The sequence below is a fragment of the Kitasatospora sp. NPDC092948 genome, from assembly GCF_044754805.1.
Classification (GTDB): domain Bacteria; phylum Actinomycetota; class Actinomycetes; order Streptomycetales; family Streptomycetaceae; genus Kitasatospora.
In genome coordinates this window covers 305,278-325,012 of sequence record NZ_JBIVPU010000002.1, presented here as the reverse complement: position 1 = coordinate 325,012, position 19,735 = coordinate 305,278, and the positions used below count along the sequence as shown (strand labels likewise).

Here is a 19,735-nt window from a genome sequence, read left to right as displayed (position 1 = left end):
CAGCGGCAAGATTGCGGGCATGCGAAGGCCGCCGGAACGCCGCCCTCCGGAAGGGGCGCGCGAAGGCCGGCGGCCGACGGGAACGGAAGCGAAGAAGGCTCGGATCGTAGGGATGCGCCAAAAGGCGGGATCAGCCCTTGGCGGCGTCCCCCTCGGGGCGCTCGTCGCCCCGGCGCAGCTCCTCCTCGCGGCGGCGCAGGTCCGCCTCCCACTGCTTGAGCATGTCCTCGTGCTGCTGGTTGCCGCGCTTCAGCGAGGCCAGGAACTCCGGGTCGTCGTCCGGCGCGAGCTGCCGCGGACGCTCGTACTCCGGGAACCCGGCGGTCGGGCCGGACGGCCACGGGACCTGGCGGCGGCGGGCCGCCCGGTTCTTGCCGGCCACCAGCCAGGCGATCGAGCCGACCAGCGGGAACAGCAGCACGATGATCACCCACACCACCTTCGGCAGGTGGCGTATCTCGTCCTCGGGGGTGGTCAGGCAGTCGATGAACGCCCATATCCACAGGGCCAGCAGCACGACCGTGGGGGCGACTCGCAGAAGCACGCGCAGAACTCCGAACTACGTTCGAACAGGACCCTTGGCGGGCTCAGGGTAGCCGGTATCGGATACTGACACGTATGGCATACGACGATCTCCGTTCCTTCCTCCGGGCCCTGGAACGCGACGGTGACCTGAAGCGGATCAAGGTGGAGGTCGACCCCCACTTGGAGGTCGGTGAGATCGTCGACCGGGTGCAGAAGGCCAAGGGCCCCGCGCTGCTCTTCGAGAACGTCAAGGGCTCGGCGATGCCGCTGGCCATGAACGTCTTCGGCACCGAGCGCCGACTCTCCAAGGCCCTCGGCCTGAAGTCCCCCGACGACATCGCCGAGAAGATCGGCGGCCTGCTCAAGCCCGAGATGCCGCAGGGCTTCACCGGCTTCCGCGAGGCCTTCGGCAAGCTCGCCTCGATGACGCACGTCCCGCCGAGGAACGTGAAGTCCGCCGACGCGCCCGTGCACGAGACCGTCCTCACCGGCGAGGACGTCGATCTGGACCAGTTGCCCGCGCTGTTCACCTGGCCGCTGGACGGCGGCTCCTTCTTCAACCTCGGCCTGACCCACACCAAGGACCCGGACTCCGGCATCCGCAACCTCGGCCTGTACCGGCTGCAGCGGCACGACAAGCGCACCATCGGCATGCACTGGCAGATCCACAAGGACAGCCGCAACCACGCCGCGGTCGCCGCCAAGCGCGGCGAGAAGCTCCCCGTCGCGATCGCCTTCGGCTGCCCGCCCGCCGTCACCTACGCCGCCACCGCCCCGCTGCCCGGCGACATCGACGAGTACCTGTTCGCCGGCTTCGTCGCGGGCGAGCGGGTCCGCATGGTCGACTGCAAGACCGTCCCGCTCCAGGTCCCGGCGGACGCCGAGGTCGTCCTCGAAGGCTGGCTGGAGCCCGGCGAACTGCTCCCCGAGGGCCCGTTCGGCGACCACACCGGCTTCTACACGCCGCAGGAGCCGTTCCCCGCGCTCACCATCGACTGCGTCACCATGCGCCGCCGCCCGATCCTGCAGTCCATCGTGGTCGGCCGCCCGCCCACCGAGGACGGGCCGCTCGGCAAGTTCACCGAGCGCTTCTTCCTGCCGCTGCTCAAGGTGATCATCCCGGACATCGTCGACTACGACCTGCCCGAGGCCGGCGGCTTCCACAACTGCGTGATCGTCTCGATCGACAAGAAGTACCCCAAGCACGCGCAGAAGGTCATGCACGCCATCTGGGGCGCCCACATGATGTCGCTGACCAAGCTGATCATCGTGGTGGACGCCGACTGCGACGTCCACGACTACCAGGAAGTCGCCTGGCGGGCCCTCGGCAACGTCGACTACAGCCGCGACCTCTCCATCGTCGAAGGCCCCGTCGACCACCTCGACCACGCCTCCTACCAGCAGTTCTGGGGCGGCAAGGCCGGCATCGACGCCACCCGCAAGCTCCCCGAGGAGGGCTACACCCGCGACGGCGGCTGGCCCGAGATGGTCACCTCCGACCCGGCGACCGCCGCCCGGGTCACCCGCCGCTGGAAGGAGTACGGGCTGTGAGCACGGCCGCCATCGAAGCACCGCGGAGCAGGACCCGGGCCTTCCTGCGCCTGGTCATGATCGAGCACTCGATCTTCGCCCTGCCGTTCGCCTACATCGCCGCCCTCACCGCGATGTTCCTCGCCGACAAGTCCGTGCACTGGGGCGAACTGCTGCTGGTCACCGTCTGCATGGTCGGCCTGCGCACCTTCGCGATGGCCGCCAACCGGATCATCGACCGCGAGATCGACGCCCGGAACCCGCGCACCGCGAGCCGCGAACTCGTCACCGGCGCGGTCTCCCTGCGCACCGCGTACATCGGCTCCGCCGTCGCCCTGGTGGTCTTCCTCGGCTCCGCCGCCCTGCTCAACACCCTCTGCCTGGTGCTGGCCCCCATCGCCGTGATCCCGATGGTGGTCTACCCCTACGGCAAGCGCTTCACCGACTTCCCGCAGGCCATCCTCGGCCTCGCCCAGGCGATGGGCCCGGTCGGCGCATGGCTCGCCGTCACCGGCACCTGGTCCTGGGACGCGGCCGTCCTCGGCCTCGCCGTCGGCATCTGGATCGGCGGCTTCGACCTCATCTACGCCTGCCAGGACGTCGCCGCCGACCGCGGCATGGGCGTCCGCTCCGTCCCCGCCAAGTTCGGCATCCCCGCCGCGATCACCGGCGCCCGGGTCTGCCACGCCCTGACCACCGGCCTCCTCGTCTGGTACGCCGTCCTCACCCACGCCGGCGCCTTCTTCTGGTGCGGCCTCGCGGTCGTCGCCGGCGCCTTCGTCTACGAGCACACCATCGTCAAGCCGCACGACCTCTCCCGCCTCAACCGGGCCTTCTTCTCCACCAACGGCTTCGTGGGCATCTCGCTGTTCGCCTTCGCCCTGATCGACCTGATCGCCCGGGGCCTCACCGCGTAACCAGGGAAAACACCATCAGGGAGAGCACAACCAGGGGCGCGGGGAACTGCGCGATGGGGAACGCACCACGTCCGCAAGATCGCGACGCAGGACAATGACCTGCACGTGATCGCGACCTTGCGGACGTGACTTGCGCTTGTCGCGCAGTTCCCCGCGCCCCTGTTCGTGCTCCCGTCCGCAATACCCGTCAGCCCCCCAGGGTGTCGGCATGCGCGTGCACTACCCCCGGAGCGCCGCTTCCCGCAGTGCCGCGCCCACGCCGAGGGGTACCGCCCGCACCTGACGCTCGGCCGGGCCGACGCCCGGCGCGGACCTCGACCGGATCACCGCCGGCCGGCTGCCCGGCCTGCCCGGGGTCACCGCCGTCCGCCTGCCGGGCGGCGGGCTCGACCCGGTCGGGCCGTCCGATCGTCCGCCGCCCGTCACCACGATGGGCCATGCTGGAACGAGGGGCTCGACGAGATCCGGACGGGGAGCACGATGATCGGCACACTGCAGTGCGTGGTGCTGGACTGCCACTACCCGGCGGGCCTGGCGCACTTCTACGCCGCCCTGCTCGGCGGCGAGGTCGACCGGCCCGATCCGCGCTGGTCGCTGGACGAGGAGTGGTCCACCGTCCACCTGCCCGGCGGCCAGGTGCTCGGCTTCCAGCGCGTCGAGGACTACCGCCCGCCGATCTGGCCCGACCCGGGCCACCCGCAGCAGCTCCACCTGGACATCGAGGTCGAGGACATCTCCGCCGTCGAGCAGCGGGTGGTCGAACTCGGCGCCGAGGTCAAGGACCGCGAGGCGGGCTGGACGGTGTTCGTCGACCCGGCCGGCCACCCGTTCTGCCTGATCCCGCGCCGGGCCGACCGGCGCGCCGACGCGTGAACGACCGGGGTCGCGGGAGCGCGTGCGGGCCCGGACCGCCCACCGGCGAGGGGCGGTCGGCGCATCGGGTTGAATGGCTCTCCTGCGAGGGGCGCCGGAGGGGGTGTGTCCCGGCCTGATGATTGGGGACAGATGGCCCTGTTGCCCGAACGCCCGCTCCCGGCGGAAGCGGGACCGAGTCCCCTGTCGAGGCCGGCGGTCCGCTGGGCAACGGCCGTCGGCATCGTGGCGATCGGCGTCCTGATCCGCCTGCCCGTGCGGCACGAGCAGTCGGACGACTTCCGGTACTTCCTGGTCCACTGGTACCGCTTCATCCAGCAGCACGGCGGTTTTCACGCACTCAAGGACACCGGCTTCTCGGACTACAACGTCCCGTACCTCTACGTGCTGGCGGCGCTGACCTACCTGCCGGTCTCGCCGCTCACCGGGATCAAGGCCGTTTCGGTGGCCTTCGACGTGCTCCAGTGCTTCTTCGTCTTCCGGATCGTCGCGCTGCGACACCCGCGCCCCGGCGCCTGGCAGCCGTTCGCGGCGGCGCTGCTGGCCATGGTGCTGCCGACCGTCGCGACCAACAGCGGCTGGTGGGCGCAGTCCGACGCGATCTACACCTCGTTCGTCCTCGGCGCCCTCTGGTTCGTGCTGCGCGGCCGCTCCTGGGGGGCCTGCGCGATGCTCGGCCTCGCCCTGGCGTTCAAGCTGCAGGCGGTCTTCGTCTTCCCGTTCCTGCTGGTCATGCTGCTGACCCGGCAGGTGCGGTGGCGCAGTCTGCTCGCCGTTCCGGCCGTCTTCCTCGCGCTGGACGTCCCGGCCCTCCTGCTGGGCGCCGACCCGGTCGGGCTGCTCACCGTCTACTCCCGGCAGACCGACACGTACCCGCAGCTCACCCTCAACGCGCCGTCGCTGTACCAGTTCGTCGCGTCCCCGACCGACCCGGACCGGCTCGACGCCGTCCGCCGGGCCGGGATCGTGGGCGCGGGCCTCGTGGTGATCGCCCTGATCGCGCTGGCCGTGCTCTCCCGCACCGGCCGGCTCGCCCTGCGTGGCGGCGCCGGCCGGCCGGCCCTCACGCCGAACCAGGTGCTGCTGACCGCCCTCTGCTCGGCGATCGCCGTGCCGTTCCTGCTGCCGTCCATGCACGACCGGTACTTCTACGTCGCGGACGTCCTCAGCCTGGTGGCGGCCTTCTACCTGCCGCGCCGCCTCTGGTTCGCCCCGGTCCTGGTCCAGGCGGCGTCCTTCGCCAGCTACCTGCCGTACGTGCGCCACCGGCCGGACCGAGACCCCGAGGCCTACGCGTGGTCGCCGTTCGGCTGGCACCTGATCGCCGGCGCCATGGCCGCCGCCCTCGCCGTCGTCCTCGTCACCACTGCCCTGGAGTACCGCAAGGGCCCGGCCGCAGCGGGGGTCGAACCGGTCTGACCCGCCCCTGCCGGCGCCGCCCCTGCTGGCACCGGCGGACGTTCCGGGCGCTCAGGCCAGCGTCAGCACGTCCCCGACCCGCAGCCGGCCGGGCCGGGAGACGGACGCCAGCGCGCCGAGCTCGGCGTCCCGCTTCTGCACGAGGGTCTTCAGGATCTCCGGGGCGTGCGGCAGCCCGGGCTGCGGCGCCCCGACCATCACACACCGCACGCTGGCCCGGACGAACGCCAGCCGCACGCCGCCCTTCACCCGGCCCTCCCGGCCGTACCAGGCGTCCTCGGTGAACGGCGGCGTCCCGGGCGGGGTGCGCAGCAGGACGTTCGGCCGGAACCGGCGCTCGTCCACCACCGCGGACGGCACCGCCTCGGCGATCCAGTCCAGGGTGGCGGTGGTCAGCACGCTCACCGGCAGTTCGTCGAAGTGCGACACCGCGTCCTCGCGGGCCAGCCCGACGTCCTCCTGCTCCAGGTAGGCGCGCAGGAACGCGTCCGGGTCCGGCACCGGCATGCCCAGCGGGTCGAACAGCTCCGGGCCGTCGATCCGGTTGCCGAGCCGGGAGCTGAGCCGCAGCAGGCCGTCCATCCGCCGGAACCGGCGGGTGCTCTTCCCCGACCCGAACTTCCCGGCACCGTCGCGCACCGCGTACAGCCGGTCGCCGACCAGGCCGCGGCCCTCCACCTCGACGGAGTCGAGCAACTCGCCGCCCGTGGACTTCACGGGGTAGCGCCACAGGCGCTCCACCACACCGACGATCTGAGGCATGGCGAAAGCGTATCGGCGGCCCACCCCTATGGTCTAGACCAAGTCCCGTGCGGGGGCGGCCCGTTGGCCGGTTCCGGCTGCTCGGCGGCCGATCAGCCGATCCGCGCCACCGCCCGCACCGGCGCCCCGTCCGCCGCCGTCAACCGCAGCGGGAACAGCGACACCTCCACCGGCACCCCCGCCGCCTGCGCCTCCAGCAGCAGCGACAGGTCCGTCAGGTTCTCCGCGATCACCCCACCGCCCTCCGGGCCCAGCAGCACCCGGTGCGCCGCCAGCGTCGGCAGCTCCGGCGCCGGATCGTGCTCGTCCGCCAACTCGGCCAGCAGACTCGCCACTTCGGGATCGGACGGCCCCGGATCGGGCGTCGGGTCCACCGACAGCGCATCCACCCCGACCGTGCGCACGCCCGCCGCGACGATCGCCGCCGCCGCCTCCACGGACAGGTACGGATGCGCGAAGTACCGGTCCGTCCCCCAGTACCTGGGCCACCCCGTCGCCAGCAGCAGCACCGTGCCCGGCCCCGACACCGCCAGGGCCTTCGCCAGGTGGTCGGCCGTCACCTCCCCCCGGGCCGGCAGCTCGCGCAGATCCACCACCACCGCAGGCCCCGTGAACAGCTCCAACGGCAACCCGTCCAACGTCGGCCATCGCACGTCCAGGTGATACGGCGCATCCACGTGCGTCCCCGTCTGCGACCCCAGATGCACCGCCAGCACATTCACCCCCTCCACCTCGGCCGTCAGGGCCGCCCGCAACTCCACCCCGGGATCCCCGGGATACACCGGCATCCCGGACACCACGGGATGCGTCAGATCCACCAACTCCACTGCCATGGCGCTCATTGTGGTCGACCGGGCGCCCCCGCACGCCCCTGTCCTCGCGCCCGTCTGCGTTCGCACCCGTGAGAATGTCCCCCATGACCACCACTACCCGCCGCCCCTGGGTCCTCGGCGTCTCCGGCGCCAGCGGCACCCCCTACGCCGCGTCCGTGATCCGCGCGCTGCTGGACGCCGGCGAGGCCGTCGACCTGATCGTGAGCCGGGCCGCCCGGCTGACCATCCTGGACGAGACCGGCATCTCCTTCCGGGACGCGCACTGGAAGGCCGATCTCGCGCAGTGGCTGGGCCGGGAGGAGAAGGAGCTGGACGACGTCCGGTACTGGTCGGCGGGGGACTTCGCGGCGGGCCCGTCCTCCGGCTCGTACCCGGCGAAGGGAATGCTGGTCGTCCCGGCCACCACCGGTGCGGCGGCCGGCATCGCGCTGGGCCTGTCGAAGGACCTGCTCCAGCGCACCGCCTCGGTGACGCTGAAGGAGCGCCGCCCGCTGGTGCTCTGCCTGCGCGAGACCCCGCTGACCGGCGCCACCCTGCAGCACCTGGTGGCCCTCGACGCGCAGGGCGCGGTGGTGCTGCCGGCCTCGCCGGGCTTCTACGCGGGGGGCTCGACCGCCCAGGAGCTGGTGGATTTCGTGGCGGGCCGGGTGCTGGACGCGGTGGGGGTGACGCACCGGCTGTACCGGCGCTGGTCGGGCAGCCTCGGTGAAACGGGGAGCACTCCCGGAAGTGCCCCCGAAACCCGGCCGCGCCGGGGCGAGTGAGCGGCCTCGCCACGGGAGAGTATGTTCTCTGGGATACCCCGGTCGATCGGCGCTCGGCGCCTTGGATTCCAGAAAATGATCTTGATTCTGGAAAGGTTCGGAAGGACGCGCAGGCAATGGACTCTGTGGACAGGCAGCTCATCCAGGCACTTCGGGAGAACGGCCGGGCCTCGTACGCCGAGCTGGGTCGTCTGGTGGGCCTCTCCGGGCCGAGCGTGACGGACCGGATCAACCGCCTCGAGCAGGCGGGCGTGATCACCGGGTACCGGGCGACGGTCAACCCGGCCACCCTCGGCTACGGCGTGACGGCGCTGATCGGTCTTCAACTGACCGACGCCGCCGACCACGACGACGTCTCGCACCGGCTGAAGGACCTCCCGGAGGTGGAGGACTGCTGGTTCATCGCGGGCGACGACTCGTACATGTTGAAGGTCCGGGTGCCGGACGTCGAGGGCCTGGAGTCGGTGGTCAAGCGGCTGTCCGGCACCAAGGGCGTGGCCCGCACCCGGACCACGGTGGTGCTCTCCACCAAGTGGGAGAACAGGGTCAGCGAATTGCCGCTGCACCTCGCCGAGTAGCCCATTAGGGTCGTCTCCTCACGAACCGTCAACTACGAGGATGGCCCCGGATGTCCCTGGTCGACCTGGAAGACCTGCGCGCCGCCCAGCGCCGCATCGCCGGCACGGCGGTCCGCACCCCGCTGATGCCCTGCCCGTGGGCGGAGCAGCCGGACGGGCGCCGGCTGTGGCTGAAGCCGGAGAGCCTCCAGCCGACCGGGGCGTTCAAGATCCGCGGCGCGTTCAACCGGCTGGCGGCGCTCACCGCGGAGGAGCGCGCCCGGGGCGTGGTGGCGCAGTCCAGCGGCAACCACGCCCAGGCGGTGGCGTACGCGGCGCAGCGGCTCGGCATCAAGGCGGTCATCGTGATGCCGGACACCTCGCCCGCCGTGAAGGTCGAGAACACCCGTTCGTTCGGCGCCGAGGTGCTGGTCGTCCCGGCCGAGCAGCGCGACACGCTCCCGCCGCAGCTGGTCGCCGCGCACGGCTACGTGTGGGTGCCGCCGTACGACGACCCGTACATCGTGGCGGGGCAGGGCACGGTCGGCCTGGAGATCGCCGAGGACGCCCCGGACGACCTGGACACCGTGCTGGTGCCGGTCTCCGGCGGCGGGCTGATCTCCGGCACCGCCGCGGCGCTGAAGCTGACCTGCCCGGGTGTGCGGGTGGTCGGCGTGGAGCCGGAGCTCGCGGCGGACGCCCAGGAGAGCCTGCGCAAGGGCGTCCGGACCGCCTGGCCGATCGCCGACACCTACCGCACCGTCGCCGACGGCCTGCGCACCCCGTCGGTGGGCGTCCTCCCGTTCGAGCACCTCACCGCCTACGTGGACGACATCGTCACCGTCTCCGAGCAGGAGATCAAGGACACCGTCGCGCTGCTGGCCCGCCGCGGCCGCCTGGTCGCCGAGCCGTCCGGCGCGGTCGCCCCGGCCGCGTACTTCCACCGTGCGGAGGAGCTCGGCGGCCGGGTCTTCGCGGCCGTGCTGAGCGGCGGGAACGTGGAGCCCGCCCTGCTGGCCGAGCTGCTGGCGGTAAAGGCGTAGTCTCTCGACTGGCAACGAATCGCAGGACCGAGGAGGCGGAGCGCCGCATGGACGCAGGGCTCAAGCGCGAGCTGGAGGCGAAGGTCTACGCCGGTGAGCGGCTGACCCGCGAGGACGGGATCGCGCTCTACGAGAGCGACGACCTGGCCTGGCTGGGCGGCCTGGCCCACCACGTGCGGACGCAGAAGAACGGCGACGTCGTCCACTTCAACGTCAACCGCCACCTCAACATGACCAACGTGTGCAGCGCCTCCTGCGCGTACTGCTCGTTCCAGCGCAAGCCGGGCGAGAAGGACGCGTACACGATGCGCATCGAGGAGGCCGTCCGGCTCGCCAAGGCGATGGAGTCGGAGTCCCTCACCGAGCTGCACATCGTCAACGGCCTGCACCCGACCCTGCCGTGGCGCTACTACCCGCGCTCGCTGAAGGAGCTGAAGGCCGCGCTGCCGAACGTCTCGCTGAAGGCGTTCACCGCGACCGAGATCCACTGGTTCGAGCGGATCAGCGGCCTGACGGCGAGCGAGATCCTGGACGAGCTGATCGACGCCGGCCTGGAGTCGCTGACCGGCGGCGGCGCGGAGATCTTCGACTGGGAGGTCCGCCAGCACATCGTCGACCACGACACCCACTGGGAGGACTGGTCGCGCATCCACCGCCTGGCGCACGAAAAGGGCCTCAAGACCCCGGCCACCATGCTGTACGGCCACATCGAGGAGCCCCGCCACCGGGTCGACCACGTGCTGCGGCTGCGCGAGCTGCAGGACGAGACCGGCGGCTTCCAGGTCTTCATCCCGCTGCGCTACCAGCATGACTTCCACGACTCGAAGGACGGCAAGGTCCGCAACCGCCTGATGGACCGCACCGAGATGGCCACCGGCGCCGAGGCGCTGAAGACCTTCGCGGTGTCCCGCCTGCTGTTCGACAACGTCCCGCACGTCAAGGTGTTCTGGGTGATGCACGGTGTCACCACCGCGCAGCTGGCGCTCAGCCACGGCGCGGACGACATGGACGGCTCGGTGGTCGAGTACAAGATCACCCACGACGCGGACAACTTCGGCACCCCGAACAAGCTGGGCCGCGACGACCTGCTCCAGCTGATCCGGGACGCCGGCTTCCGCCCGGTCGAGCGCAACACCCGCTACGAGGTCATCCGGGAGTACGACGGCCCGGACCTGCTGCGCCGGGAGACCCCGCAGGCGATGCGCCTCTGACTCCCGCCCGAACGTTCGAGCATGCGCCCGGCGTCCGATTTCCGGCCGCCGGGCGCAGTCGTTCCGGAGGGGCGTGCGGGATGCCTGCGCACTACCCGGTATGCCTCTCACCACCGGGAATGCGTTTCCACGCGCGTATGCTCACAGGCTCATCACACAGCCCGGGTTCCACCGCATCCCCCGGGTCTGGAAGGATCGGCGGCATGTCCGGTTCCCATCGCGCCGCCTCGCACCGCCGCTCGGCCCCCGCGCCGGCCCCCCGGAGCGAGGCCGAGCAGACCCAGGGCCGAGCCGCGAGCCGCCGCCGTCGCAAGCCGAAGACGCGCCGCGCCCGCAAGCTCACCGTCGGCACCGCGACCCTGCTGGCCCTCACGGCCGGCTGGTTCACCGTCGGCCCGGGGCGGACCTTCCAGGGCGACATCGCCAGCGCCGCCCCGGACCGCGAGCCCCAGGTCACCCCGATGAAGGCCGCCGAGGCCCACACCGAGCCCCCGGCCGCCGACCGCTCCACCCGCGACAGGATCACGAACATACCGGGACTGGGCGCCGACTGGATGGCCAAGATCCCCGCCGAGACCCGCCAGCTGCTGGTCGCCAGCGGCAAGGACAAGAACTCCTCGGACAACACCGTCACGCTGTGGACCCGCGGCGACGACGGCGGCTGGCAGGCCGGCCAGACCTGGACCGCCCACAACGCCTACAAGGGCTGGACCACCGACCACCGCTCCGGCGACCTGCGCAGCCCGATCGGCCTGTTCTCGCTCACCGACGCCGGCGGCCGCAAGGCCGACCCCGGCTCCAAGCTGCCGTACGACGAGAACGCGAAGTTCGTGATGGGCGGCCGCGGCTTCAACAACGAACCGCTGGCCGGCTCCTTCGACTACGTGGTCGCGATCAACTACAACCGGGTGGCCGGCTCCTCCCCGCTCGACACCCGGTTCCCGGACGGCGCGGCCAAGGGCGGCGGCATCTGGCTGCACCTCGACCACGGCGGCCCCACCCACGGCTGCATCTCGCTGACCGAGGACCACATGATCGAGCTGATCAAGACCCTCGACCCGGCGATGCACCCGATGATCGCCATGGGCGACGCCCAGTCCCTGGCGGTGTGACGGCCTCCGGTTGTGAGGCCCCTACAGCATCCGGCACCCGATCCTGTGTCAGGGCGTTACCGCCCGACTGGCCGGTAACCCGGTTGAGTGGCAGTATGACCGCCTCCCGTATCGTGGCGCTGGGCCACTACCAGCCGCCGAAGATCCTCACCAACGACGATCTCTCGGCGATGGTCGACACCGACGACCAGTGGATCCGGAGCCGGGTCGGCATCCGCACCCGGCACATCGCCGAGGACGAGACCCTGATCGACCTCGCCGCGAGCGCAGCCCAGAAGGCCCTCGCCCGCGCGGGAGTGACCCCCGACCAGATCGACCTGGTCGCCGTCGCCACCTGCACCGCCCTCGAACGCAGCCCCAACACCGCCGCCGCGGTCGCCGCCCGGCTCGGCATCCCCACGCCCGCCGCCTACGACATCAACACCGTCTGCTCGGGCTTCTCCTACGCCCTGGCCACCGCCGACCACGCGATCCGGGCCGGCGCCGCCACCCGCGCGCTGGTGATCGGCGCCGAGCGGATGTCCGACATCGTGGACTGGACCGACCGCACCACCTGCGTGATCTTCGCGGACGGCGCGGGCGCGGCCGTCCTGGAGGCCGTCCCCGACGAGCGGGCCGGCATCGGCCCGGTGGTGTGGGGCTCCGAGCCGGAGAAGGGCGAGGCGGTGGTGATCAGCGGCTGGCAGCCGATCATCAGCCAGCAGGGTCAGACGGTGTTCCGCTGGGCCACCACCCAGGTCGCCCCGCTGGCCCGCCGGGCCTGCGAGAAGGCCGGCCTGGACCCGTCCGAGCTGCGCGGCTTCGTCGCCCACCAGGCCAACCTGCGGATCATCGACGCGATCGCCGGAAAGCTCGGCCTGGCCGAGGACGCGGTGGTCGCCCGCGACGTGATCGAATCCGGCAACACCTCCGCCGCCTCCATCCCGCTCGCGCTGTCGAAGCTGGTCGAGCGCGGCGAACTGCACAGCGGCGACCCGGTGCTGCTGTTCGGCTTCGGCGGCGGCCTGGCCTACGCCGGCCAGGTGGTGCGCTGCCCCTGACCGGGCAACGGGCCGGGACACGCCGCAGGGGCGGTCGGGAGACCTTCTCCCGACCGCCCCTGCGTTTCGTTGTATCGGTGCGGATGACGCCCCGCGGTACGTCGGCGAACCTCCCCCGAGGACACGGCCGCGTCCGACGCACCCCGGACAGGAACCGGGGCCGGGCGCCAGTGGACTGGGCTGAGTGTTACTTCGGCGGCTTCTTTCCGGTGACTCCGAGGTACACCTGGAGCGCCAGGCTGGGCTTGAGGTCCTTGACCTTCACGCCCCACGAGGTGAACGCCTTCGAGTGTTCCGCGGACGCGGCCAGCAACGTCACCAGGGCGCCGGCGATTGCCGACCCGTCGACCGTCTTGTCGGTCTTGCCCTGGGTGTTGCGAACCGCCTCGGCGAGCGGGGACGCCACCGAGTTGAGGACCTTCATGCGGATCTTGAAGAACCGCTTGTCCCCTTCTGCGGCACCGAGTGTGACCACTCGGAGAATGGCGTCATTCTTGCGCCAGAAGGCGAGGAATCCGTCCACCAGTTCTTCGGAAGTGGCGAAGCCGGTCTTTCCCGCCCAGGACTTTCCATCGACGAGCTCTTTGAGCCCGCCGCTGTCCTCGGCCATTTCCTCGGCGATCTCAAGGACTGCGCCCTCGACATCCGGGAAGTACTGGTAGAAGGTCGCGGGGGAGGTACCCGCCATACGGGCGACGTCGATGACCTTGACGTCCCGGTACGGCGACGTGCTGAGCATCTCGCGGAGGCAGTCGAGCAGCTTCTGCCGCGTCTCCTGTCCGCGCCGCCCGGCGACGCGACCGTCGACGGTGCGAACTTGTCCTGTCATGCCGTCAGCTTACCGTGGCACGATCTTGGCGCGATTCGGTAGTGCGACTATTAGTCCGCCCGTGGGGAGAATCAACGACTTTTCAGCGTGTGTTGTTGCCCCCCCGTGCACTGATGACCCCACAGCGTGACGACAAGTCAGCTTCGAAGGGTTCGACAGCGGCCTCGACCCCCCGACACGCCCGGCGGACGGGCCCGTGGTGCCGGGTGACACGGTCGGGGGAGATTGGCTCCAGGAGGGCGGGCATTGGAGAATCGGGGGGCGCCACCGCCGGGGGGCGTTGGCGAAGGGGAGGTGGCTGCGGAGTGGACCAGCTGACGGCGCACGATCCGAGACGGATCGGGCCCTTCGAGGTGCTGGCCCGGCTCGGCGCGGGCGGTATGGGCCTGGTGTACCTGGCCCGGTCGGCCTCGGGCCGCCGGGTGGCCATCAAGACCGTCCGCACCGAACTGGCCGAGGACAACCTGTTCCGGGTCCGCTTCGCCCGCGAGATCGCCGCCGCGAAGACGGTCGGCGGCTTCTACACCGCCGCCGTGGTGGACGCCGACGCCGACGCCGCGGTGCCCTGGCTGGCCACCGCGTACGTGCCCGCGCCCTCGCTGGAGGACCTGGTCACCGACTGCGGGCCGCTGCCCGCCGACGCGGTGCGCTGGCTGACCGCCGGCATCGCCGAGGCGCTGCAGTCCATCCACGCCGCCGGGCTGGTGCACCGCGACCTCAAGCCGTCCAACGTGCTGGTGGTCGAGGACGGGCCGCGAGTGATCGACTTCGGGATCGCCGCCGGGGTCTCCAGCACCCGGCTCACCATGACCAACGTCGCGGTCGGCACCCCCGCCTACATGTCGCCCGAGCAGGCCCGCGACAGCCGCAGCGTCACCGGCGCCAGCGACGTGTTCTCGCTCGGTTCGCTGGTGGTGTTCTGCGCCACCGGGCACCCGCCGTACCGGGGCAGCAACCCGGTCGAGACGGTGTTCCAGCTGCTGCGCGACCAGCCCGACCTGTCCGGGCTGCCGGTCGAGCTGGTCGACCTGGTGCGGGCCTGCATGCGGCCCTCGCCCGAGCACCGGCCGACGCCCGCCCAGATCCAGGCCGAACTGGCCCCGCACCTGTTCTCGGCCGACGCCTCCGGCGAGGCCGGCGACTGGCTGCCGACCGCCGCGCTCGACCTGATCGAGGCCAAGCGCAGCAGCCGCCGCCCCGTCGGCCAGCCGTCGCAGCCCCGGCCGCCGGCGCCGGTGGTGCCGCCGCAGCCGGCCGCCCCGCCGATCTCGCAGGCCGCGCCGGTCGCGCCGGTCGGGGCGCCGTCCGAGGCCGAGGTGGCCACCGAGCGGATGCGGCCGCACCAGCGGCCCGCGCCCGCCGGCGACGGCGAGATCCGGCTGGCCGGCACGCACGTGCCGATAGGCCCCGGGCCCCGGGTGGAGCCGGTCGCGCCCTCCGCCGCCCCGGTCGGCACCGACTGGGTGCGCCGCACCTCCGCACCGGTGGCACCGGCGGCGCCCGCCGCCCCGCCGCAGCCGCCCGCCGCCCGCTGGCGGCCCTGGCGGTTCCGGATGTCCAACGACGTGTGGGGCACCCCCGTGGTCGCCGACGGCACGCTGTTCGTCTCCAGCTTCGAGGTGCACGCCCTGGACATCGGCTCCGGCGAGCGCCGCTGGAAGACCCGCGACGTCGCCTGGGCGCTGGCCGTGGACGGCGGCCGGGTGCACGCCGCCGACGGGCCGCACCTGTACACCGTGGACTCCGCCGACGGCACCGAGCGCTGGCGGACCTCGCTGGACGGCTGGGTGTACTCGCTGGACGCCGCCGACGGCGTGTTGTGCTGCGGCATCCGCGGCGGCGGGGTGCAGCTGCGCTCGGCCGCCAGCGGCGCCGAGCTGTGGCGCGCCGACGACGCCCAGCAGGAGTACGAGAACCCGCAGTCCGGCCCGGCGCTGATCGCCGGCGCCGCCTACTACCAGGGCTCCGGCCGCCTGTACTGCGTGGACCCGCGCGGCGGCGGCGTGCGCTGGGCGTTCCCGGTCTCCGGCAAGGTGCCGGCCCGGCCGGTGGAGCGCGGCGGCGTGCTGTACCTGACCTCCGGCCAGCGGGTGCACGCACTGGACGCCGCGACCGGCGTCGAGCGCTGGCGGTTCGACGCGCCCGTGGTGCTCTTCACCCCGCCCGCGGTGGACGACCGCGCGGTGTACGTCGCCGACTACCTCGGCACCCTGTACGCCCTGGACGCCGTCACCGGGCACGGCCTGTGGCGGGCCGCCACCGCCTCCCGGCAGGGCGCCGAGCCCGCCGTGGTCGCGGACGGCACGGTGCTGCTGGGCTCCGGCGACACCCTGTTCGCGTTCGACAGCGCCACCGGCCTGGAGCGCTGGCGCTACGCCACCCGGGCCGACCTGGTGGGCTCCCCGGCGGTCGCCGACGGCCTGGTCCACCTGGGCAGCCGCGACCAGTCGCTGCACACCCTGGAGCTCGCCACCGGCCGGCTGCGCTGGGAACTCGGCACCAAGGGCGAACTGACCGGCTCCCCGGTCGCCGTCGACGGCCGGGTCTTCGTGGGCTCCAAGGACCGCTGCGTGTACGCGCTGGACTCGTTCTACGGGACGGCCGTGCCCCACTGACGCCGGGACGCCGGCGACACCGTGCCCGGCCGCGGGGCGTCGGCACCGCGCCGCCCGGCGCGGCGGGCGGGTCCGACGCGCCGAAGGCGGTCGACGTCGCGCAGGCCCGCCCGGCGGGCCGGCGCGCGGTCGGCCCCGGGCGGCCGGACGGGTTCGTCCGGGGCTACGGGTGGCGGTGCTGCCAGCCGGCCCAGGCGGAGGCGACCATGGAGCGGACGTCGTGCCGGGCGGTCCAGCCGAGTTCGCGGTGGATCAGCTCGGCGGACGCCACCACCCGGGCCGGGTCGCCGGCGCGGCGGGCGGTCACCTCGGGGGCGGTGTCGAGGCCGGTGACCTCGGCGATCTCGGCGAGCATCTCGCGGACGGAGACCCCGTGGCCGGTGCCGATGTTGAGGGCCAGCCGGATCTGCTCGTCGGGTGCGGCGGCGGTCAGCCGGCGGACGGCGGCGACGTGCGCGGAGGCGACGTCCGAGACGTGGATGTAGTCGCGGATGCAGGTGCCGTCCGGGGTGGGGTAGTCGTCCCCGAAGATCAGCGGGGGCAGTCCGGCGGTGAGGCGCTGGAAGGCCAGCGGCACCAGGTTGGCCGCGCCCGGGTCGGACAGCCCGGGGGAGGCCGCGCCGGCCACGTTGAAGTAGCGCAGCGACACCGCGGACAGCCCGTACGCCTCGGCGCAGGCGTTCAGCAGCCACTCGCCGGCCAGCTTGGTCTCGCCGTACGGGTTCATCGGCGCGCACGGCGTGGACTCGGTGACCAGATCGACGTCCGGCATGCCGTAGACGGCGGCCGAGGAGGACAGCACCGCCCGGCGCACGCCCGCGTCGACCGCGGCGGCCAGCACGAGCCGCAGGCCCTCGACGTTCTCGCGGTAGTAGCGCAGCGGCTGGGTGACCGACTCGCCGACCTGCTTGCGGGCCGCCAGGTGCAGCACGCCGGTGACGCGGTGTTCGGCGAGGACGCGGTCCAGCAGCGGGCGGTCCAGCGTGGAGCCCGTCACCAGGGGGACACCGGGCGGCAGGTGGTCGGCCGAGCCGGAACTCAGGTCGTCCAGGACGACCATCGACTCGCCGGCCGCCAGCAGCTCTCGAACGACATGACCGCCGATGTAGCCGGCCCCGCCCGTGATCAACCAGGTCATGGCCCGATCCTAGACGGCGGCCTTCCGGGTGGCGGCGGGTGTGTCTGTGCAGGTATTCCGACATTTCGCTGAAATGCTGACAAAGTTCTGTCCTGCGACCGGAGGTGGCTGCCGTGCGCCCCAAGAAGGAACCGACCCGCCCGCTACCGGCCGGCCCCCGGCCCACCGGGCCCAAGCTGTGGCTCGGTCCGGCGGCGGTGCTGGCCGCGGCGGCGCTGCTGGTGACCGGCTGCTCCAGCTCCGACAAGGGATCCGGTTCCAGCACGGCGGTCGGCGCCGCCACGACCGCGCCCGCTCCCTCCACCAATGACCAGCTGGAGCAGAACTACCAGCAGGTGATCTCCCAGGTACTGCCTTCGGTGGTGCAGATCACCGCGGGCGACAGCCTGGGCTCCGGGATCGTCTACGACGACAAGGGCGACATCGTCACCAACGCGCACGTGGTCGGCAGCGCGCAGAACTTCACCGTGACGCTGGCCAACAGCACCAAGCCGCTGGACGCCACCCTGGTGGGCAGCTACCCGCAGTCCGACCTCGCGGTGATCAGGCTGAGCAGCCCGCCCGGCGGCCTCAAGCCCGCCACCTTCGCGGACAGCTCCAAGGTCGCGGTGGGCCAGATCACGCTGGCCATGGGCAGCCCGCTCGGCCTGTCCAGCAGCGTCACCGAGGGCATCGTGTCGGCGGTCGGGCGGACCGTCAGCGAGCCGGCGAGCTCCGGCTCGGGCGGCGCCACCATCGGCAACATGGTGCAGACCTCGGCCGCGATCAACCCCGGCAACAGCGGCGGCGCGCTGGTCAACCTCTCCAGCCAGGTGATCGGGATCAACACCCTGACCGCGGTCGACCCGGAGCTGGGCAACTCGGCCGCACCCGGCATCGGCTTCGCCATCCCCGCCGTCACCGTGACCGGCATCGCCGACCAGCTGATCAGCAGCGGCAAGGTCACCAACTCCGGGCGGGCCGCGCTCGGGGTGACCGTCCGCCCGTTCTTCAGCACGAACTTCCAGCCGGCCGGGGCGGCGATCGTCTCGGTGGTCTCCGGCGGACCGGCGGCCTCCGCCGGGCTTCAGGCGGGCGACGTGATCACCGGGATCAACGGCACCGCGATCACCAGCCCCGCCGTGCTGACCACCGCGCTCGCCGCGTTCTCCCCGGGAGACAAGGTGACCGTGGCCTACCAGCGCGACGGCCAGAACCAGAACGCGGACGTCACGCTGGGGACGCTGTAGCCCCGCCCGCTCGGGCCCGGAGTGCCGTACCGCGCAAGGGAGACGGCACCCCGGGTCCGTCCACGCCCGGGGCGGCCCGTCAGCTCCGGCCCGCCCGGGTGCGCCAGGGGAGCTCGACGGCTATCGAGGTCGGGCCGCCGGGCGGGCTGTCCACCACGAACACGCCGTCCACCGACTCGGCGCGCTCGGCCAGGCCGGCCAGCCCGCCGCCCGGGCGGACCTCGGCGCCGCCCCTGCCGTCGTCCTGCACCGTCAGCATCAGCCGGTCGTCCTGGCGCCAGACGTCCACCGAGGCGGAACGGGCGCCGGAGTGCTTGGAGGCGTTGGTGAGCAGCTCGCTGACGGTGAAGTAGGCGATGCCCTCGACCGCGGAATCGGGGCGCTCCCCGCCCAGCTCGACGTGCACCTTGACGCCGCCGGGCAGCGTGCAGCGGGCCGCGACCGAGGACAGCGCGGCATCGAGCCCGCGGTCGGTCAGCACCGCCGGGTGAATGCCCCGGGCGAGATCGCGCAGCTCCTGCAGGGCGAGCTTCACCTCTCCGTGCGCCGCGTCGACCATCTTCTGGGCGGCCACCGGATCCTCCGACAGCTTCTCCTTGGCCAGGCCCAGATCCATCGCCAGCGCCACCAGCCGGGCCTGCGCGCCGTCGTGCAGATCCCGCTCGATGCGGCGCAGGTCGGCGGCGGCGTGGTCGACCACCACGCCCCGGTCGTCCTCCAGCTCGCGGACCCGCTCGACCAGCGCGCCCGGCGACAGCAGGCCCTCCACCAGCAGCCGGGAGACCCAGGCCAGGCCCCGCATCGCCCACGGCAGCACCGGCCAGCCGACGATCAGCAGCACCAGCGTCAGCGTGAAACTGATGATCCCCCAGGGCAGCATCAGCAGGCAGTACAGCGCGCAGCGCCAGCTCAGCCCGTCCGCGAGCGACGCCATGACCCAGCCGGCCGGGCCGGGCCGGCTCGTCGCCAGCGGCGGCGGCTCGGCGACCTCACTGCCCAGCGAGGCACGGGCCCGGACCCGGCCCAGCCGGCCGAACATCCGGCAGCACGTCAGCCCGAAGGCCAGAATCGGCAGCCCGACGACCGTCACCGCCATGCCGAGCCCCGTCGACAGCAGCGTCACCATCACGGTGAAGGCGGCCACCCCCAGCGGGAGGTTCAGCAGCTCGTGCTGGACCCGCTGCCACAGCTCCGCCCCGTACAGCGACGGACGCTTCGCCCTGTCCTCCATGGTCGGCGCCCTCTCCTGATGCTCGCCGTTCTCTGACGATCACCAGCATCCCGGCTGCGGACCGTGCGCCGCCATGGTGCTGCACTCCGTCTTCGTCCGGGGGTTAT

General features: G+C 72.4%; 18 protein-coding genes. 12 read left to right on the top strand and 6 right to left on the bottom strand.

Going from position 1 to position 19,735, the window contains the following annotated elements; translation table 11 throughout:
• Positions 1–130: 130 nt before the first annotated feature.
• Positions 131–544, bottom strand: coding sequence for a PLD nuclease N-terminal domain-containing protein (locus ACIQF6_RS06170; RefSeq protein WP_400890673.1), 414 nt, complete (start codon positions 542–544; stop codon positions 131–133).
• Between the two features lie 74 nt (positions 545–618).
• Between ACIQF6_RS06170 and ACIQF6_RS06165 the strand changes: the two genes are divergently transcribed.
• The 4 genes from ACIQF6_RS06165 to ACIQF6_RS06150 all read left to right on the top strand — a co-directional run bounded on the left by ACIQF6_RS06165 (position 619) and on the right by ACIQF6_RS06150 (position 5,264).
• Positions 619–2,076, top strand: a complete 1,458-nt coding sequence (locus ACIQF6_RS06165) for a menaquinone biosynthesis decarboxylase (protein ID WP_400890670.1) — start codon at positions 619–621, stop codon at positions 2,074–2,076.
• On the top strand, positions 2,073–2,972 hold the full coding sequence (gene mqnP / locus ACIQF6_RS06160) for a menaquinone biosynthesis prenyltransferase MqnP (RefSeq protein WP_400890668.1): 900 nt from the start codon (positions 2,073–2,075) through the stop codon (positions 2,970–2,972). Before ACIQF6_RS06165 ends, mqnP begins: the two co-directional genes overlap by 4 nt.
• A 480-nt stretch (positions 2,973–3,452) precedes the next feature.
• Positions 3,453–3,845 (top strand): VOC family protein, encoded by a 393-nt coding sequence (locus tag ACIQF6_RS06155; RefSeq protein WP_400890665.1) that lies wholly within the window; start codon positions 3,453–3,455, stop codon positions 3,843–3,845.
• Between the two features lie 225 nt (positions 3,846–4,070).
• The gene (locus ACIQF6_RS06150) at positions 4,071–5,264 is read left to right on the top strand and encodes a hypothetical protein (RefSeq protein ID WP_400890663.1); all 1,194 of its coding nucleotides are present in this window, start codon (positions 4,071–4,073) and stop codon (positions 5,262–5,264) included.
• 51 nt (positions 5,265–5,315) lie between these two features.
• On the opposite strand, the gene ACIQF6_RS06145 is transcribed toward ACIQF6_RS06150, so the two are convergent.
• On the bottom strand, positions 5,316–6,026 hold the full coding sequence (locus tag ACIQF6_RS06145; protein ID WP_400890660.1) for an MOSC domain-containing protein: 711 nt from the start codon (positions 6,024–6,026) through the stop codon (positions 5,316–5,318).
• Between the two features lie 92 nt (positions 6,027–6,118).
• A complete protein-coding gene (locus tag ACIQF6_RS06140; protein WP_400890658.1) occupies positions 6,119–6,859 on the bottom strand; it encodes a cyclase family protein in 741 nt (246 codons plus the stop codon).
• Between the two features lie 83 nt (positions 6,860–6,942).
• On the opposite strand from ACIQF6_RS06140, the gene ACIQF6_RS06135 reads away from it, so the two are divergent.
• The 6 genes from ACIQF6_RS06135 to ACIQF6_RS06110 all read left to right on the top strand — a co-directional run bounded on the left by ACIQF6_RS06135 (position 6,943) and on the right by ACIQF6_RS06110 (position 12,586).
• On the top strand, positions 6,943–7,623 hold the full coding sequence (locus ACIQF6_RS06135; protein WP_400890656.1) for a UbiX family flavin prenyltransferase: 681 nt from the start codon (positions 6,943–6,945) through the stop codon (positions 7,621–7,623).
• A 116-nt stretch (positions 7,624–7,739) separates the two neighbouring features.
• A complete protein-coding gene (locus tag ACIQF6_RS06130) occupies positions 7,740–8,201 on the top strand; it encodes an Lrp/AsnC family transcriptional regulator (RefSeq protein WP_030462120.1) in 462 nt (153 codons plus the stop codon).
• A gap of 50 nt (positions 8,202–8,251) precedes the next feature.
• Positions 8,252–9,223, top strand: a complete 972-nt coding sequence (locus ACIQF6_RS06125; RefSeq protein ID WP_400890653.1) for a threonine/serine dehydratase — start codon at positions 8,252–8,254, stop codon at positions 9,221–9,223.
• Between the two features lie 47 nt (positions 9,224–9,270).
• A complete protein-coding gene (mqnE, locus tag ACIQF6_RS06120) occupies positions 9,271–10,434 on the top strand; it encodes an aminofutalosine synthase MqnE (RefSeq protein ID WP_400890650.1) in 1,164 nt (387 codons plus the stop codon).
• A 203-nt stretch (positions 10,435–10,637) separates the two neighbouring features.
• Complete coding sequence (locus ACIQF6_RS06115; RefSeq protein WP_400890647.1) at positions 10,638–11,546, top strand: L,D-transpeptidase family protein; 909 nt, start codon at positions 10,638–10,640, stop codon at positions 11,544–11,546.
• Between the two features lie 95 nt (positions 11,547–11,641).
• The gene (locus ACIQF6_RS06110) at positions 11,642–12,586 is read left to right on the top strand and encodes a beta-ketoacyl-ACP synthase III (RefSeq protein WP_400890644.1); all 945 of its coding nucleotides are present in this window, start codon (positions 11,642–11,644) and stop codon (positions 12,584–12,586) included.
• 187 nt (positions 12,587–12,773) lie between these two features.
• Here ACIQF6_RS06110 and ACIQF6_RS06105 read toward each other — a convergent pair whose 3' ends face one another.
• Positions 12,774–13,415 (bottom strand): TetR family transcriptional regulator, encoded by a 642-nt coding sequence (locus ACIQF6_RS06105; RefSeq protein WP_400890641.1) that lies wholly within the window; start codon positions 13,413–13,415, stop codon positions 12,774–12,776.
• A 305-nt stretch (positions 13,416–13,720) separates the two neighbouring features.
• Here ACIQF6_RS06105 and ACIQF6_RS06100 point away from each other — a divergent pair, with 305 nt between their 5' ends.
• Positions 13,721–16,030 (top strand): PQQ-binding-like beta-propeller repeat protein, encoded by a 2,310-nt coding sequence (locus ACIQF6_RS06100; protein ID WP_400890638.1) that lies wholly within the window; start codon positions 13,721–13,723, stop codon positions 16,028–16,030.
• 163 nt (positions 16,031–16,193) lie between these two features.
• Here ACIQF6_RS06100 and galE read toward each other — a convergent pair whose 3' ends face one another.
• The gene (galE, locus tag ACIQF6_RS06095) at positions 16,194–17,168 is read right to left on the bottom strand and encodes a UDP-glucose 4-epimerase GalE (RefSeq protein ID WP_400890635.1); all 975 of its coding nucleotides are present in this window, start codon (positions 17,166–17,168) and stop codon (positions 16,194–16,196) included.
• Positions 17,169–17,344: 176 nt separating this feature from the next.
• On the opposite strand from galE, the gene ACIQF6_RS06090 reads away from it, so the two are divergent.
• Complete coding sequence (locus ACIQF6_RS06090) at positions 17,345–18,397, top strand: S1C family serine protease (protein WP_400892138.1); 1,053 nt, start codon at positions 17,345–17,347, stop codon at positions 18,395–18,397.
• Positions 18,398–18,476: 79 nt separating this feature from the next.
• Here the strand turns inward: ACIQF6_RS06090 and ACIQF6_RS06085 are convergent, their stop codons facing one another.
• Positions 18,477–19,628, bottom strand: a complete 1,152-nt coding sequence (locus ACIQF6_RS06085; RefSeq protein WP_400890632.1) for a sensor histidine kinase — start codon at positions 19,626–19,628, stop codon at positions 18,477–18,479.
• Positions 19,629–19,735: the final 107 nt, after the last annotated feature.

What these genes read in the sequence shown, in the direction of transcription:
- ACIQF6_RS06115 (WP_400890647.1), top strand. Translation starts at nt 10,638, where the DNA reads ATGTCCGGTTCCCATCGCGCCGCCTCGCACCGCCGCTCGGCCCCCGCG.
- ACIQF6_RS06125 (WP_400890653.1), top strand. Translation starts at nt 8,252, where the DNA reads ATGTCCCTGGTCGACCTGGAAGACCTGCGCGCCGCCCAGCGCCGCATC.
- ACIQF6_RS06135 (WP_400890656.1), top strand. Translation starts at nt 6,943, where the DNA reads ATGACCACCACTACCCGCCGCCCCTGGGTCCTCGGCGTCTCCGGCGCC.
- ACIQF6_RS06140 (WP_400890658.1), bottom strand. Translation starts at nt 6,859, where the DNA reads ATGGCAGTGGAGTTGGTGGATCTGACGCATCCCGTGGTGTCCGGGATG.
- ACIQF6_RS06105 (WP_400890641.1), bottom strand. Translation starts at nt 13,415, where the DNA reads ATGACAGGACAAGTTCGCACCGTCGACGGTCGCGTCGCCGGGCGGCGC.
- galE (WP_400890635.1), bottom strand. Translation starts at nt 17,168, where the DNA reads ATGACCTGGTTGATCACGGGCGGGGCCGGCTACATCGGCGGTCATGTC.
- ACIQF6_RS06155 (WP_400890665.1), top strand. Translation starts at nt 3,453, where the DNA reads ATGATCGGCACACTGCAGTGCGTGGTGCTGGACTGCCACTACCCGGCG.
- ACIQF6_RS06130 (WP_030462120.1), top strand. Translation starts at nt 7,740, where the DNA reads ATGGACTCTGTGGACAGGCAGCTCATCCAGGCACTTCGGGAGAACGGC.
- ACIQF6_RS06085 (WP_400890632.1), bottom strand. Translation starts at nt 19,628, where the DNA reads ATGGAGGACAGGGCGAAGCGTCCGTCGCTGTACGGGGCGGAGCTGTGG.
- ACIQF6_RS06110 (WP_400890644.1), top strand. Translation starts at nt 11,642, where the DNA reads ATGACCGCCTCCCGTATCGTGGCGCTGGGCCACTACCAGCCGCCGAAG.
- ACIQF6_RS06145 (WP_400890660.1), bottom strand. Translation starts at nt 6,026, where the DNA reads ATGCCTCAGATCGTCGGTGTGGTGGAGCGCCTGTGGCGCTACCCCGTG.
- mqnE (WP_400890650.1), top strand. Translation starts at nt 9,271, where the DNA reads ATGGACGCAGGGCTCAAGCGCGAGCTGGAGGCGAAGGTCTACGCCGGT.
- ACIQF6_RS06165 (WP_400890670.1), top strand. Translation starts at nt 619, where the DNA reads ATGGCATACGACGATCTCCGTTCCTTCCTCCGGGCCCTGGAACGCGAC.